Source organism: Pseudomonas sp. PSPC2-3 (assembly GCF_049898265.1).
Taxonomy (GTDB): Bacteria; Pseudomonadota; Gammaproteobacteria; order Pseudomonadales; family Pseudomonadaceae; genus Aquipseudomonas; species Aquipseudomonas veronii.
Map to the genome: position 1 here is coordinate 457662 of NZ_JAFCXJ010000001.1, position 14888 is coordinate 472549.

General features: G+C 61.6%; 15 protein-coding genes and 1 pseudogene. 12 read left to right on the top strand and 4 right to left on the bottom strand.

The features are described from left to right. The first annotated feature begins 119 nt into the window (after positions 1-119). The 4 genes and pseudogenes from coaBC (at position 120) to argB (ending at position 4384) form a co-directional block, all read left to right on the top strand. Entirely contained in the window at positions 120-1328 is a 1209-nt protein-coding gene (gene coaBC / locus ACP7E3_RS02175; RefSeq protein ID WP_017846052.1) for a bifunctional phosphopantothenoylcysteine decarboxylase/phosphopantothenate--cysteine ligase CoaBC, read from the top strand. A gap of 5 nt (positions 1329-1333) precedes the next feature. Continuing rightward, positions 1334-1789 carry a dUTP diphosphatase gene (gene dut / locus ACP7E3_RS02180; protein ID WP_017846053.1) on the top strand — a complete coding sequence of 152 codons (456 nt, stop codon included), beginning with the start codon at positions 1334-1336 and terminating at the stop codon, positions 1787-1789. A gap of 242 nt (positions 1790-2031) precedes the next feature. Beyond that, positions 2032-3456: pseudogene (locus ACP7E3_RS02185) on the top strand (phosphomannomutase/phosphoglucomutase); the annotation flags it as partial. A 22-nt stretch (positions 3457-3478) separates the two neighbouring features. Continuing rightward, complete coding sequence (argB, locus tag ACP7E3_RS02190; RefSeq protein ID WP_017846055.1) at positions 3479-4384, top strand: acetylglutamate kinase; 906 nt, start codon at positions 3479-3481, stop codon at positions 4382-4384. Positions 4385-4532: 148 nt separating this feature from the next. On the opposite strand, the gene pyrE is transcribed toward argB, so the two are convergent. Next, a complete protein-coding gene (gene pyrE / locus ACP7E3_RS02195) occupies positions 4533-5180 on the bottom strand; it encodes an orotate phosphoribosyltransferase (RefSeq protein WP_017846056.1) in 648 nt (215 codons plus the stop codon). 82 nt (positions 5181-5262) lie between these two features. Here pyrE and ACP7E3_RS02200 point away from each other — a divergent pair, with 82 nt between their 5' ends. Then, entirely contained in the window at positions 5263-6042 is a 780-nt protein-coding gene (locus ACP7E3_RS02200; RefSeq protein WP_003195493.1) for an exodeoxyribonuclease III, read from the top strand. A 60-nt stretch (positions 6043-6102) separates the two neighbouring features. Here the strand turns inward: ACP7E3_RS02200 and ACP7E3_RS02205 are convergent, their stop codons facing one another. Together ACP7E3_RS02205 and rph are read right to left on the bottom strand one after the other, a co-directional pair. After that, positions 6103-6471 (bottom strand): DUF4870 domain-containing protein, encoded by a 369-nt coding sequence (locus ACP7E3_RS02205; protein ID WP_017846057.1) that lies wholly within the window; start codon positions 6469-6471, stop codon positions 6103-6105. A 22-nt stretch (positions 6472-6493) separates the two neighbouring features. Next, positions 6494-7216, bottom strand: a complete 723-nt coding sequence (gene rph / locus ACP7E3_RS02210; protein WP_046381645.1) for a ribonuclease PH — start codon at positions 7214-7216, stop codon at positions 6494-6496. Between the two features lie 229 nt (positions 7217-7445). Between rph and ACP7E3_RS02215 the strand changes: the two genes are divergently transcribed. The 6 genes from ACP7E3_RS02215 (at position 7446) to ACP7E3_RS02240 (ending at position 12742) form a co-directional block, all read left to right on the top strand. Continuing rightward, positions 7446-8309, top strand: coding sequence for a YicC/YloC family endoribonuclease (locus ACP7E3_RS02215; protein WP_017846058.1), 864 nt, complete (start codon positions 7446-7448; stop codon positions 8307-8309). A gap of 10 nt (positions 8310-8319) precedes the next feature. Next, positions 8320-8940, top strand: coding sequence for a guanylate kinase (gene gmk, locus ACP7E3_RS02220; protein ID WP_017846059.1), 621 nt, complete (start codon positions 8320-8322; stop codon positions 8938-8940). 167 nt (positions 8941-9107) lie between these two features. Then, complete coding sequence (gene rpoZ / locus ACP7E3_RS02225; RefSeq protein WP_003176920.1) at positions 9108-9371, top strand: DNA-directed RNA polymerase subunit omega; 264 nt, start codon at positions 9108-9110, stop codon at positions 9369-9371. Positions 9372-9431: 60 nt separating this feature from the next. Beyond that, on the top strand, positions 9432-11537 hold the full coding sequence (spoT, locus tag ACP7E3_RS02230) for a bifunctional GTP diphosphokinase/guanosine-3',5'-bis pyrophosphate 3'-pyrophosphohydrolase (protein WP_017846060.1): 2106 nt from the start codon (positions 9432-9434) through the stop codon (positions 11535-11537). Between the two features lie 24 nt (positions 11538-11561). Continuing rightward, positions 11562-11942: a RidA family protein gene (locus ACP7E3_RS02235; RefSeq protein ID WP_003176922.1), complete on the top strand. Its 381-nt coding sequence runs from the start codon at positions 11562-11564 to the stop codon at positions 11940-11942. 56 nt (positions 11943-11998) lie between these two features. After that, positions 11999-12742, top strand: a complete 744-nt coding sequence (locus ACP7E3_RS02240; RefSeq protein ID WP_017846061.1) for a hypothetical protein — start codon at positions 11999-12001, stop codon at positions 12740-12742. Between the two features lie 128 nt (positions 12743-12870). Here the strand turns inward: ACP7E3_RS02240 and ACP7E3_RS02245 are convergent, their stop codons facing one another. Next, entirely contained in the window at positions 12871-13722 is an 852-nt protein-coding gene (locus tag ACP7E3_RS02245; RefSeq protein ID WP_046381644.1) for an SDR family oxidoreductase, read from the bottom strand. 189 nt (positions 13723-13911) lie between these two features. Between ACP7E3_RS02245 and exbB the strand changes: the two genes are divergently transcribed. Beyond that, positions 13912-14883 carry a tonB-system energizer ExbB gene (exbB, locus tag ACP7E3_RS02250; RefSeq protein ID WP_046381643.1) on the top strand — a complete coding sequence of 324 codons (972 nt, stop codon included), beginning with the start codon at positions 13912-13914 and terminating at the stop codon, positions 14881-14883. Positions 14884-14888 lie beyond the last annotated feature (5 nt).

Below are 14888 nucleotides of genomic sequence, written 5' to 3' on the forward strand. Positions count from 1 at the left end.
GCTGTTGCCTGGCGGACGCTGTGTTATCGTAGGCCCTCTTTTTTGCATGCGATTTCACCTGGGGAGGGGGCATCGCAGGCGTCACTGAACTGGCTTCACTGAACTGGAAAGGCAAACCAATGCAGCGTCTGTATCGGAAACGCATCGTTCTCGGCGTCGGCGGCGGCATTGCCGCCTACAAGAGCGCAGAGCTGGTTCGCAGGCTTCTCGACCAGGGCGCCGAAGTGCGCGTGGTCATGACCCGCGGCGGCAGTGAGTTCATCACCCCGCTGACCATGCAGGCCTTGTCCGGCCACCCGGTTCACCTGGACCTGCTGGACCCGGCCGCCGAAGCCGCCATGGGCCATATCGAACTGGCCAAATGGGCCGACCTGGTGCTGATCGCCCCGGCCACCGCCGACCTGATCGCCCGCCTGGCGCAAGGCATCGCCGATGACTTGCTGACCACGCTGGTCCTGGCCACCGACGCCACTGTCGCCATCGCCCCGGCCATGAACCAGGCCATGTGGCGCGACCCGGCCACCCAAGCCAACACGCAGCTCCTGCAAAGCCGTGGCCTCAAGGTGTTCGGCCCGGCCTCCGGCAGCCAGGCCTGCGGCGACGTCGGCATGGGCCGCATGCTCGAAGCCACCGACCTGGCACTGTGCGCCGCCGAGTGCTTCCAGCACCTGGCCCTGACTGGCAAGCACGTGTTGATCACCGCCGGCCCGACCCAGGAAAACATCGACCCGGTGCGCTACATCACCAACCATAGCTCAGGAAAAATGGGCTTTGCCCTGGCTGAAGCGGCGGTCGAGGCAGGCGCGCGCGTGACCCTCATCACCGGCCCGGTGCATTTGCCGACGCCCGATCGCGTCACCCGGATCGACGTGGTCAGCGCCCGGGACATGTTGGCGGCCTGTGAGGCGGCCATTCCCTGCGACCTGTTTATCGCCTCGGCAGCGGTTGCGGATTACCGCCCGGAAGTCGTCGCCCCGCAAAAGCTCAAGAAAGACCCTACCAGCGGCGACGGCCTGCTCCTGCAAATGGTGCGTAACCCGGACATCCTGGCCACCATCGCCAGCCGCCCGGACCGTCCGTTCAGCGTCGGTTTCGCCGCCGAGACCGAGCACCTGCTGGACTACGCCGCACGCAAATTGAAAGACAAAAACCTCGACCTGATCGTTGCCAATGATGTCGCCAACCCAAGCATCGGCTTCAACAGTGAGGAAAACGCCTGCAGCGTGATCGATCGCGACCTGCACGCCACCCTTTTCGCCCAGACCAGCAAGGGCAAGATTGCCCGCCAACTGATCTCTTTTATCGCCCAACGGCTGAACCAGGTTTAATTTACATGCACGCTTTGCAAGCCAAGATCCTCGACCCCCGCATCGGCACCGACTTCCCCCTGCCGGCCTATGCCACACCGGGCTCCGCCGGCCTGGACCTGCGCGCCATGCTCAAGGAAGACACCGTCCTCGAACCGGGCCAGACCCTGCTGATTCCGACCGGCCTGTCGATCTATGTCGGCGACCCGGGCCTGGCGGCGCTGATTCTGCCGCGCTCGGGCCTCGGCCATAAGCACGGCATCGTGCTGGGCAACCTGGTCGGCCTGATCGACTCGGACTACCAGGGCGAGCTGATGGTGTCGTGCTGGAACCGCGGCCAGACCGCCTTCAACATCGTCGTCGGCGAGCGCATCGCGCAGCTGGTGCTGGTGCCGGTGGTGCAGGCGCACTTCGAACTGGTACAGGAATTCGACGCAACCCAACGCGGCGCAGGCGGTTTTGGGCATTCCGGCAGTCACTGACCACACCAAACCGGGGCGGACGCTACCGTCCGGCCCGGTTAGATGCCACCGCATGGCCTTTCAGGATGAAGAATGCGCGGACCTGACGAGCGACATTTTCCAAGTAAAATCAATGCATTACGCAGACATAAGCGCGGAGCGGATGCTCCGATGGCCTGTTTGCACCACGAACTCTGCACCGAAAACGCCGTCATACCCTTCAGTTTAAGCCTGCCGGTCAGCCACATTAAGGCCAGCCTTGTCTCTTTCAGATGGAGTTTCCCCCCGCGATGAGTACCGCCGCCCGAGTAGCCCCGACCTTCCCCGACAGCATCTTCCGCGCCTATGACATCCGTGGCGTGGTGCCCAAGACCCTGACCGCCGAAACCGCCTACTGGATTGGCCGCGCCATCGGCGCCCAAAGCCTGGCCCAGGACGAACCGAACGTTTCGGTCGGCCGTGACGGTCGCCTGTCCGGTCCCGAGCTGGTGGAGCAATTGATCCAGGGCCTGGCCGACAGCGGTTGCCATGTCAGCGACGTCGGCCTGGTGCCGACCCCGGCGCTGTACTACGCCGCCAACGTGCTGGCCGGCAAATCCGGGGTGATGCTCACCGGCAGCCACAACCCGTCGGACTACAACGGCTTCAAGATCGTCATCGCCGGCGACACCCTGGCCAACGAACAGATCCAGGCCCTGCACACACGCCTGAAAACCAACGACCTGACCAGCGGCAAAGGCAGCATCACCAAGGTCGACATTCTTCAGCGCTACTCCGACGAAATCACCGGCGACGTCAAACTCGCGCGCCGCCTGAAAGTGGTGGTGGACTGCGGCAACGGCGCGGCCGGCGTGATCGCCCCGCAACTGCTCGAAGCCCTGAACTGCGAAGTGGTGCCGTTGTTCTGCGACGTCGACGGCAACTTCCCCAACCACCATCCAGACCCGGGCAAGCCTGAAAACCTGGTGGACCTGATCGCCAAGGTCAAGGAAACCGGGGCCGACGTCGGCCTGGCCTTTGACGGCGACGGTGACCGCGTGGGCGTGGTGACCAACACCGGCGAAAACGTGTTCGCCGACCGCCTGCTGATGCTGTTCGCCCGTGATGTGGTGGCGCGCAACCCGAATGCCGAAATCATCTTCGACGTAAAATGCACCCGTCGCCTGACGCCGCTGATCAAGGAATATGGCGGTCGCCCGCTGATGTGGAAGACCGGTCACTCGTTGATCAAAAAGAAAATGAAGGAAACCGGCGCGCTGCTGGCCGGCGAAATGAGCGGCCACGTGTTCTTCAAGGAGCGTTGGTTCGGGTTTGACGACGGCATTTACAGCGCCGCTCGTCTGCTGGAGATCCTCAGCAAGGAAAAATCCACGGCACAGGAGCTGTTTCAGACCTTCCCGAATGATATTTCTACGCCAGAGATCAATATCCATGTGACCGAAGAGAGCAAATTCAGCATCATTGACGCATTGCACGATGCGCAATGGGGCGAAGGCGCCAACCTGACCTCCATTGATGGTGTGCGAGTCGATTACGCCAAAGGCTGGGGCCTGGTTCGCGCGTCCAACACCACACCGGTGCTGGTGCTGCGTTTCGAGGCGGATACCGAGGCTGAGTTGCAGCGCATCAAGGACGTGTTCCACGTCCAGTTGAAACGTGTTGCCCCTGATCTCCAATTACCGTTCTGATTTTTTTGCACCGGAGCCCTGAATGACCCTCGAACGCGAAGCCGCTGCCAACACCGCCAAGGTCCTGTCCGAAGCGTTGCCCTACATTCGACGCTACGTCGGCAAGACGCTGGTGATCAAATACGGCGGCAATGCCATGGAAAGCGACGAGCTGAAAACCGGCTTTGCCCGCGATATCGTGTTGATGAAAGCCGTGGGGATCAACCCGGTGGTGGTCCACGGCGGCGGCCCGCAGATCGGCGACCTGCTCAAGCGCCTGTCGATCGAAAGCCACTTCATCGATGGCATGCGAGTCACTGACGCGCAGACCATGGACGTGGTGGAGATGGTCCTCGGCGGCCAGGTGAACAAAGACATCGTCAACCTGATCAACCGCCACGGCGGCAGCGCGATTGGCCTGACCGGCAAGGATGCGGAGCTGATCCGCGCGAAAAAACTGACCGTAACCCGTCAGACGCCGGAAATGACCCAACCGGAAATCATCGACATCGGCCAGGTGGGCGAAGTGATCGGTATCAACACCGACTTGCTGAACCTGCTGGTCAAAGGTGATTTCATCCCGGTCATCGCGCCGATCGGCGTGGGCGCCAACGGCGAGTCCTACAACATCAACGCCGACCTGGTTGCAGGCAAAGTGGCCGAAGCGCTGAAGGCTGAAAAGCTGATGCTGCTGACCAACATCGCCGGCCTGATGGACAAGCAAGGCAAGGTGCTGACCGGCCTGACCACCCAACAAGTGGACGAGCTGATCGCCGACGGCACCATCTACGGCGGCATGCTGCCGAAGATCCGTTGTGCGCTGGAAGCGGTACAGGGCGGCGTCGGCAGCTCGCTGATCCTTGATGGCCGCGTGCCGAATGCGATCCTGCTGGAAATCTTCACCGACACCGGTGTGGGTACGCTGATCAGCAACCGCAAGCGTCCTTAAACACAAAAAGCCCCACCCCCTGTAGGAGCGAGCTTGCTCGCGAAAAACGTAAAGACGCCGCGTTCATCCAGAATAAACGCGTCATCGTTGGCGTTCTTCGCGAGCAAGCTCGCTCCTACAGGGGGTGGGGCTTTTTGTTGTGCGGCGTTTACTGGACGCCGAATTGCTCGCGGTACGCCCGTACTGCCGGCAAGTGCTGCTTGAGCTGCGGATCATCTTCCAGGAACTGCAACACCTGGTTCAACGACACGATACTCACCACCGGGATGCCGAAATCGCGTTCCACTTCCTGGATCGCCGACAACTCACCATTGCCACGCTCCTGACGGTTCAAGGCGATCAAAACGCCTGCGGCCTTGGCACCCTCCTGGGAGGCGATGATCTGCATCACTTCACGGATGGCGGTGCCGGCGGTGATCACGTCGTCGATGATCAGCACGTTGCCGGTGAGCGGCGCGCCCACCAGGCTGCCGCCTTCGCCATGGGCCTTGGCTTCCTTGCGGTTGAAGCACCACGGCAGATCGCGCCCATGGTGTTCGGCCAACGCCACGGCCGTCGCGGCGGCCAGGGGGATGCCCTTGTAGGCCGGACCGAACAGAACGTCGAAGGAAATACCGCTTTCAACGATGGCAGCCGCGTAGAAACGCCCCAGCTGAGCCAGGGCCGAACCCGAGTTGAACAAGCCAGCATTGAAGAAATACGGGCTGGTGCGCCCGGACTTGAGGGTGAACTCACCGAAGCGCAAAACCCCGCGATCGATGGCAAAACGAATGAAATCGCGTTGATACGCCTGCATGAAAAAAGCCTCAGATACCACGGATTTAGCTAATTAGGTAGACGGCGTGTATCATACACGCACGCGATTTTTGGGGCCATTTATGCGGATCATCAGTGTGAACGTTAATGGTATTCAGGCTGCAGTCGAGCGTGGTTTGCTCAGTTGGCTGCAAGCCCAGAATGCCGACGTCATCTGCCTGCAGGACACCCGCGCCTCCGCCTTTGAACTGGACGATCCAGCCTTCCAACTGGATGGCTACTTCCTTTATGCCTGCGATGCCGAAGTGCCCACCCAAGGTGGCGTGGCTTTGTACTCGCGGTTGCAACCCAAGGCGGTCATCAGCGGCCTCGGCTTCGAGACAGCCGACCGCTACGGGCGCTACCTGCAAGCCGATTTCGACAAGGTCAGCATCGCGACCTTGCTGCTTCCTTCGGGGCAGAACGGCGATGAAGACTTGAACCAGAAGTTCAAGCTAATGGACGACTTCGCCCGTTATCTGGATAAACAGCGACGCAAACGTCGCGAGTACATTTATTGTGGCTCGCTGTACGTGGCGCAACAGAAGCTGGATATCAAGAACTGGCGCGACAGCCAGCAATCCCCGGGTTTCCTGGCGCCGGAACGGGCCTGGATGGACGAGATTGTCGGCAACATGGGCTATGTCGATGCCCTGCGCGAAGTCAGCCGCGAAGGCGACCAGTACAGCTGGTGGCCAGACAACGAACAGGCTGAGATGCTCAACCTGGGCTGGCGTTTCGACTACCAGCTGCTGACCCCGGGCCTGCGTCGCTTTGTGCGCAGCGCACGCCTGCCACGCCAGCCGCGCTTCTCACAGCACGCGCCGCTGATCGTGGACTACGACTGGACACTGACCATCTGAGGTCTTTGCCCAGGCACAAAAAAAACCGACATCGCTGTCGGTTTTTTTGTGCGCGCCTGGTTACTTGATCAGCCGCCAGGTCCACGGGTAGCGGTAGGCCGTGCCGTTGTTGGCCTTGATCCCGCCAATGATCGTCAGCACCAGCGCCGCGACCACCAGGATCAACATCAACAGGAAGCCGATCACCACGAACCCCAGCACCATGCAGACCAGCCAGGCAATGGCCACGGTGATCTGGAAATTCAGGGCTTCCTTGCCCTGATCATCGATCAGCGGGTCCATGTCCTTCTTGATCTGCCACAGGATCAGCGGCCCCAACAGGCTGCCGAAAGGGAACACCAGGCCCAGAAACGCCGCGAAGTGACACAACATCGCCCATTGGCGGACTTCCTTGGACGGTGCCGGAACCGGCAATTGACTGTCACTCATGGCGTTTCTCCTTGAAGCCGGTTCAGTCGGCCAGCGCGGCGTTCTGCAGCTCGAAAATCTCGGTCATGCCTTTCTGCGCCAGCGCCAGCATGGCATTCAGCTCAGACGGCTGGAATGGCGCACCTTCGGCGGTGCCCTGCACTTCGATGAAACCACCGGTGCTGGTCATCACCACGTTCAGGTCGGTCTCGGCGGCCGAGTCTTCCAGGTAATCCAGGTCCAGCACTGGCTCGCCCTGGTACATGCCCACCGACACAGCGGCGATCATCTGCTTGAGCGGGTCGCCGGCTTTCAGGCCGCCACGCTTCTTGATCACTTTCAACGCGTCGACCAGCGCAACCATGGCACCGGTGATGGAGGCAGTGCGCGTGCCGCCGTCGGCCTGGATCACGTCGCAGTCGACGTACAGGGTCACGTCGCCCAGCTTGGACATGTCCAGGGCAGCACGCAGCGAACGGCCGATCAGGCGCTGGATTTCCAGGGTACGGCCGCCTTGCTTGCCACGGCTGGCTTCACGCTGGTTACGCTCGCCGGTGGCGCGCGGCAGCATGCCGTATTCGGCGGTCAACCAACCCTGGCCCTGGCCCTTGAGGAAACGCGGCACGCCGTTTTCGACGCTGACGGTGCAGATCACCTTGGTATCGCCAAACTCGACCAGTACAGATCCCTCGGCGTGTTTGGTGTAGTTGCGGGTGATGCGGATCGAGCGGAGCTGATCGGCAGCGCGACCACTTGGACGTTTCATAGGGGATACCTGTACGGAGGACGAAAAACTGCCGAGCATTATAGAGCCGCGAGCCGATTCGGGGCACGTCTAAAAAATTCGGTTACGAATCGTCGACTGGCGGTGCTTTGTCAGTGCCAGGGTTTGGGGCCAATCGCCCCACTGCGCTACACTCCTGCGCCTTCGCAGCCTGTCGGCTTCAATTTACCCATCAGCCCGCCATCGCGGGACTGCAACGCGAGGTACCTCCATGGTGCACAGCATGACCGCCTTCGCCCGCGTCGAAAAAGCCGGCGCGCAAGGCACCCTGAGCTGGGAACTGCGCTCGGTCAACAGCCGCTACCTGGAGCCGCACCTGCGCCTGCCGGAATCGTTCCGCGACCTCGAAGGCGCGGTACGTGAAGCGCTGCGCCAGGGCATTTCCCGCGGCAAGCTGGAATGCACCCTGCGCTTTACCGAGGAAACCACCGGCAAACCGCTGCAGGTCGACCGCGAGCGCGCCGCGCAACTGGTCGCCGCCGCCGAAACCATCGCCGGCCTGATCAAGCAGCCGGCCGCGCTGAACCCGCTGGAGGTGCTGGCCTGGCCCGGCGTGCTGGTGGCCGACGCCAGCGACCCGCAAGCCCTCAACGCCGAAGCCCTCGCCTTGTTCACCCAGGGTTTGAAGGAACTCAAGGCCGGCCGCGAGCGCGAAGGCGCCGAGCTGGCCCGCCTGATCAGCGAGCGCCTGAGCGCGATCGAAGCCGACGTGGTCACCTTGCGCGAGCTGGTGCCGCAGATGCTCGCGACCCAGCGCCAGAAGGTCCTCGACCGCTTCGCCGACATGAAGGCCGACCTCGATCCGGTACGCCTGGAGCAGGAAATGGTCCTGTTGGCGCAGAAGAGCGACGTCGCCGAAGAACTCGATCGCCTGAGCACCCACATCCTTGAAGTACGCCGCGTGCTCAAGTCCGGCGGCGCCGCCGGTCGGCGCCTGGATTTCCTGATGCAGGAACTCAACCGCGAAGCCAATACACTGGGCTCCAAGGCGTTCGATCCGCGCAGCACCACGGCGGCGGTCAACCTCAAAGTGTTGATCGAGCAAATGCGCGAACAAGTACAGAATATTGAGTAAGGCAACTTCCATGACCCACAGCACCGGCACCCTTTACATCATTTCCGCCCCCTCGGGCGCGGGCAAGAGCAGCCTGGTCAAGGCCTTGACCGACGCTGACGAACAGATCCGCATCTCGGTGTCCCACACCACCCGCGCCATGCGCCCGGGCGAGGTGAACGGCGTTCACTATCACTTCGTCGAGCGCACCGAGTTCGTCAAGATGATCGAGCACGGCGCCTTCCTTGAGCGCGCCGAAGTGTTCGGCAACCTCTACGGCACCTCGCAAAGCCACCTGCAACAGACCCTGGACGAAGGCCACGACCTGATCCTGGAAATCGACTGGCAGGGCGCCGAGCAAGTGCGCCAGCTGATGCCCAAGGCGCGGTCGATCTTCATCCTGCCGCCGTCCCTGGAAGCCTTGCACCAGCGCCTGACCAACCGCGGCCAGGACAGCGACGCGATCATCGAAGGCCGCATGCGTGAAGCCGTCAGCGAAATGAGCCACTACGTCGACTACGATTACCTGATCATCAATGACGATTTTGCCCACGCCCTGGACGATTTGAAGGCGATTTTCCGCGCCAATCAGCTCCAGCAAAAACGCCAACAACAGCGTTTCGGCAAGTTATTGGCCGAACTGCTCGGTTGATCAGCTCTTCCCAAAACCGCTGCGAGGGCCTTACATTGGCACTTGCAGCGGTTTTGCGAGAGCCTGGGAAAAATCAGCGCTTCCCTAAACGCTGGTGATTTTTTAAACTGTTTAGTCCGCTCGCCCAACCGGGCAGCGCGCATCTTGCATTCGCTCCGAGGAATACCATGGCCCGCGTAACCGTTGAAGACTGCCTAGAACACGTGGATAACCGCTTTGAGCTGGTCATGCTCTCTACCAAGCGTGCCCGTCAACTGGCCACTGGCGGCAAAGAGCCCTTGGTCCAGTGGGAAAACGACAAGCCTACCGTTGTCGCTCTGCGCGAAATCGCTGAAGGCCTGATGAGCTACGAGTTCATCGCCAACGCCGAGATCGTTGAAGACGAACCGCTGTTTGCAGCGTTCGAGGACGAGTCCAACGAGGCCGTCTAAGCCTATGCCTGGTCGACGTAGCACGGCGCGGTGTCAACGCACGCGGCAGGAGTCCATCCTTTGCCGAGCATAGACGCCCTCGCCGATCGCTTATCGACCTACCTCGGCCCAGACCAGGTCAACCTGGTCCGCCGAGCGTATTTCTACGCCGAACAAGCCCACGATGGCCAACGCCGCCGCAGCGGCGAGGCGTATGTCACCCATCCTCTTGCGGTGGCCAATATTCTCGCCGACATGCACATGGACCATCAGAGCCTGATGGCCGCGATGCTGCATGACGTGATCGAAGACACCGGCATCGCCAAGGAAGCGCTCAGCGCGCAATTTGGCGAAACCGTGGCCGAACTGGTCGATGGGGTCAGCAAACTGACCCAGATGAACTTCGAGACCAAGGCCGAAGCCCAGGCGGAAAACTTCCAGAAGATGGCGATGGCCATGGCCCGGGATATCCGTGTGATCCTGGTCAAGCTGGCCGACCGGCTGCACAACATGCGGACACTGGAAGTGCTGTCCGGCGAAAAACGCCGGCGCATCGCCAAGGAAACCCTGGAAATCTACGCGCCCATCGCCAACCGGCTGGGCATGCACGCCATTCGTATCGAATTCGAAGACCTCGGCTTCAAGGCCATGCACCCGATGCGTTCGGCGCGCATTTACCAGGCAGTCAAGCGCGCCCGGGGCAACCGCAAGGAAATCGTCAACAAGATCGAAGAGTCGCTGAGCCATTGCCTGGCGATCGACGAGATCGAGGGCGAGGTCAGCGGGCGGCAGAAGCACATCTACGGCATCTACAAGAAGATGCGCGGCAAGCGCCGGGCCTTCAACGAGATCATGGACGTGTATGCGTTCCGGATCATCGTCGACAAGGTCGACACCTGCTACCGCGTATTGGGCGCTGTACATAATTTGTACAAACCCCTGCCGGGGCGCTTCAAGGACTACATCGCCATTCCCAAGGCCAACGGCTATCAGTCGCTGCATACCACGCTGTTCGGTATGCATGGGGTGCCGATCGAGATCCAGATCCGCACCCGGGAAATGGAAGAGATGGCCAACAACGGCATCGCCGCCCATTGGCTGTACAAATCCAGCGGCGACGAGCAGCCCAAAGGCACCCACGCCCGCGCGCGCCAGTGGGTCAAAGGCGTGCTGGAAATGCAGCAACGTGCAGGCAACTCCCTGGAATTCATCGAGAGCGTGAAGATCGACCTGTTCCCGGACGAGGTCTACGTGTTCACGCCCAAGGGCCGGATCATGGAGCTGCCCAAAGGCTCCACGGCCGTCGACTTTGCCTACGCCGTACACACCGATGTCGGCAACAGCTGCATCGCTTGCCGCATCAACCGGCGCCTGGCCCCGCTGTCGGAACCGCTGCAAAGCGGCTCCACCGTGGAGATCGTCAGCGCACCGGGCGCCCGGCCGAACCCGGCGTGGCTCAACTTCGTGGTCACCGGCAAGGCGCGCACCCATATTCGCCACGCCCTGAAACTGCAGCGCCGCTCCGAGTCCATCAGCCTGGGCGAACGTTTGCTGAACAAGGTGCTCAACGGCTTCGACAGCGCCCTCGAGAAAATCCCCGGCGAGCGCGTGCAAGCGATGCTCAGCGAGTATCGCCAGGAAACCATCGAAGACCTGCTGGAAGACATCGGCCTGGGCAACCGCATGGCCTATGTGGTCGCCCGTCGCCTGCTCGGCGAAGGCGAGCAATTGCCAAGCCCGGAAGGTCCGCTGGCGATTCGCGGCACCGAGGGCCTGGTGCTCAGCTACGCCAAGTGCTGCACGCCGATCCCGGGCGACCCGATTGTCGGGCACCTGTCGGCGGGCAAAGGCATGGTGGTCCACCTGGACAACTGCCGCAATATCAGCGAAATCCGCCACAACCCGGAAAAATGCATCCAGCTCTCGTGGGCCAAGGATGTCACCGGCGAATTCAACGTCGAGCTGCGGGTCGAGCTGGAGCACCAGCGCGGCCTGATCGCCCTGCTGGCCAGCAGCGTCAACGCGGCCGACGGCAATATCGAGAAAATCAGCATGGACGAGCGCGATGGTCGCATCAGCGTGGTCCAACTGGTGGTCAGCGTACACGACCGCGTACACCTGGCCCGCGTGATCAAGAAACTGCGCGCCTTGACCGGTGTGATCCGCATCACCCGCATGCGTGCATAGCCCACCTCTTACAAGGAGTCATTCATGACCAAGACTGTTATCACCAGCGACAAAGCCCCAGCCGCCATCGGCACCTACTCCCAGGCGATCAAGGCGGGCAACACCGTCTACATGTCCGGCCAGATCCCACTGGACCCAAAGACCATGGAACTGGTTGAAGGCTTCGAAGCACAAACCGTACAGGTCTTCGAAAACCTCAAGTCGGTCGCCGAAGCCGCTGGCGGTTCGTTCAAGGACATCGTCAAGCTGAACATCTTCCTCACCGACCTGAGCCACTTCGCCAAGGTCAACGAGATCATGGGCAAGTACTTCGAACAGCCTTACCCAGCCCGCGCCGCTATCGGCGTTGCTGCCCTGCCAAAGGGCGCACAGGTTGAGATGGACGCGATTCTGGTCATCGAGTAAAACACCCGGCGCAGCCTCCACAGGCTGCGCCGACTTCGTTTTAAAAGGATTTCATGATGCGCAAAGCGCTTGTAGCCTCTTCGTTGCTCGCCCTGTTGCTCGGCGGCTGTGCCAGCAACCCCGCCGACCTGGATGTGAGCGGCACCTGGATCAACCAGGTTGCCATCGACGCGGCAGCCAAGGGCGGCCCTTTGCGTGAAGCACTGCAGAGCTTTGGCCCGAACCTCGAGTGGGACGTCAACACCAAGGCCCTGCAGGCCCGCTACTACAACGGTTTTGAAGTAGCGGAAGGCAAGTTGCTCGGTGAGAAGCCCGGTGCCTGGAGCGTCGACTTCTACGGCAGCGCCGCCACCGATCTCAAGCGCAAAGGTCGGCAACTGCTGCAAGTGGCCAACGACAACGAGCCCGAACAGCTGTTTGCCCGCGCCAAGGAACCTGCACCGGAAGGCGCGCCATTGGGCGCCAACTTCGAGCGCGCGCTGTACGCCGCTTATATGGGCGGCGACTGGAAAATCGCCAACGGCAATGGCGAAGGCGCCACCGTGCAGTTCCAGGCCAACGGCCAAGTGGCCGGCCTGCCGGGCGCCGATCGATATTCGTTATGCCTGGCGGGTGATTGCGCCTCCATGAGCGGCGGCTACGACAGCATGTGGTTGCAGCGCAACGGCGTGGGCAATGCGTGGATCTTTGCCCGCAAGGGCAAGCAGCTGGAAATCTTCCAGGCGATCAATACCTCGCAGGCCGACGAAGTGCCCTCGTTTACACCGGGGCCACGCCAGTGGCTGCTTGAAAAACAATAACCGTCATCCCACAGACCTGAATGTGGGAGGGGCGCTGCGACGATTCGACTTGCTCCCGATCGCGGTGCATCAGCCACTACAACCGTGGCTGACAAAGCAAACCCCCTCCCACCTTTTCTGACCGCGGCTCAGCCCTTCAGGATGGCCGCGTAGCCTTCGCGATAACTCGGATACGTCGGCACCCAGCCCAACGCCTTGGCCCGGGCGTTGCTGCATTGCTTGCTCCCGGCGCGGCGCACACTGGCGTCATCGGACCATTGCGTCACTCCCAGATACTCACGCAACCAGGCCACCACCTCGGCCAACGGCGCCGGTGCGTCATCGACACCGATATAGATGCGATCCAGCGAACCGCCCTGCTCCACATGCCGCAACAAAAACGCCAGCAGGCCAGCCGCATCATCGACGTGGATCCGGTTGCCATATAAAGGCGGATCGATCGCCACGCGATAACCCTGGCGCACCTGCGTCAGCAGCCACTCGCGGCCCGGCCCGTAAATCCCGGTCAAGCGCACGATGCTCGCCGCAATGCCGCTGTTCAGCGCGATTTGCTCGGCTTCCAGCATCACCTGCCCGGAATAGCCCTTTGCCTGGGTCTCGGACGTTTCGTCGACCCATTCGCCCTGCTGCTGCCCATACACGCTGCTGCTGGACACAAACAGCAGATGCTTGGGCTCCTGGCCGTAATCCTTCAACCACTCCAACACATGCTGCAACCCTTGCACATAAGCGGCGCGATAACCGGCTTCGTCGTGATCCGTCGCCGCCGCGCAATACACCAGGTAATCCACCCCGCCGATCGGCCAGGTGTCAGGGCAATCCTTATTGAACAGGTCACCGGCAATGCCGATCACGCCATCGGGCAGGCGCGAAATATCGCGCCGCAGGCCATGAACCTCCCATTCCGAGGCGAGCAATTGGCTGGCCAGCCGACTCCCCACATCGCCACAACCGGCAATCACAACAGAAGGCGCAGACATCACAAAACTCCGTACTGAAAGGTCTAGATTAGCCGTCGCAGGAGACCAGCGGCCAGAAAAAGGACAAATAAAGTTACTGTATTACTTCTGTTAACAAGAATTACTTGCAATAATAACGACCCATTTGTCCTCGACCTCGCAGGGTCTGGAAGGACGATCACTCATTTTTTTCTCTCAGGTCCGGCCAGCATGACACGTAATACACACCCCGCTTCGCCAACCAAACTTCACAGTCCATCCCGCGCCTGGCGTGCGATTGCTGCGCTGCTGTTCAGCGTACTGCTGGCACCGACCGCCGCATTCGCTGATGCCACCGCGCCGGCGGCTCCTGCTGCCGCTGAACAGAATGCCACCGCCGCCCCTGCGGTGCCGGCCGCCACAGACCCAGCCCAGGCTGCAGCGCCGGCCACCGCCGACGAACCCGGCGTGGTGCTGGAAGAAAACAACACCCTTGGCATGGCCCACGACCTGTCGCCATGGGGCATGTACCAAAACGCTGACGTGGTGGTAAAAGCCGTGATGATCGGCCTGGCCATCGCCTCGATCATCACTTGGACCATCTGGATCGCCAAAGGCTTCGAACTGCTGGGCGCCAAGCGCCGCCTGCGCAGCGAGATCGTCCACCTGAAAAAGGCCACCACCCTCAAGGAAGCCAGCGAAACGGCGACCAAGAAGGGCACCCTGGCCAATACGCTGGTACACGACGCGCTGGAAGAAATGCGCCTGTCGGCCAACACCCGCGAAAAAGAGGGCATCAAGGAGCGCGTGGCGTTCCGTCTCGAGCGCCTGGTGGCAGCCTGCGGTCGTAACATGAGCAACGGCACCGGCGTGCTGGCGACCATCGGTTCCACCGCGCCGTTCGTCGGTCTGTTCGGCACCGTGTGGGGCATCATGAACAGCTTCATCGGCATCGCCAAAACCCAGACCACCAACCTTGCCGTCGTCGCTCCCGGCATCGCCGAAGCCTTGCTGGCAACCGCCCTGGGCCTGGTTGCCGCGATTCCCGCAGTGGTGATCTACAACGTCTTCGCCCGTTCGATTGCCGGCTACAAGGCCCAGGTATCGGACGCGTCGGCAGAAGTCCTGCTGCTGGTCAGCCGCGACCTCGATCACCTGCCTTCCGAGCGCAGCTCGCAACCGCACATGGTGAAAGTGGGGTAATCGGC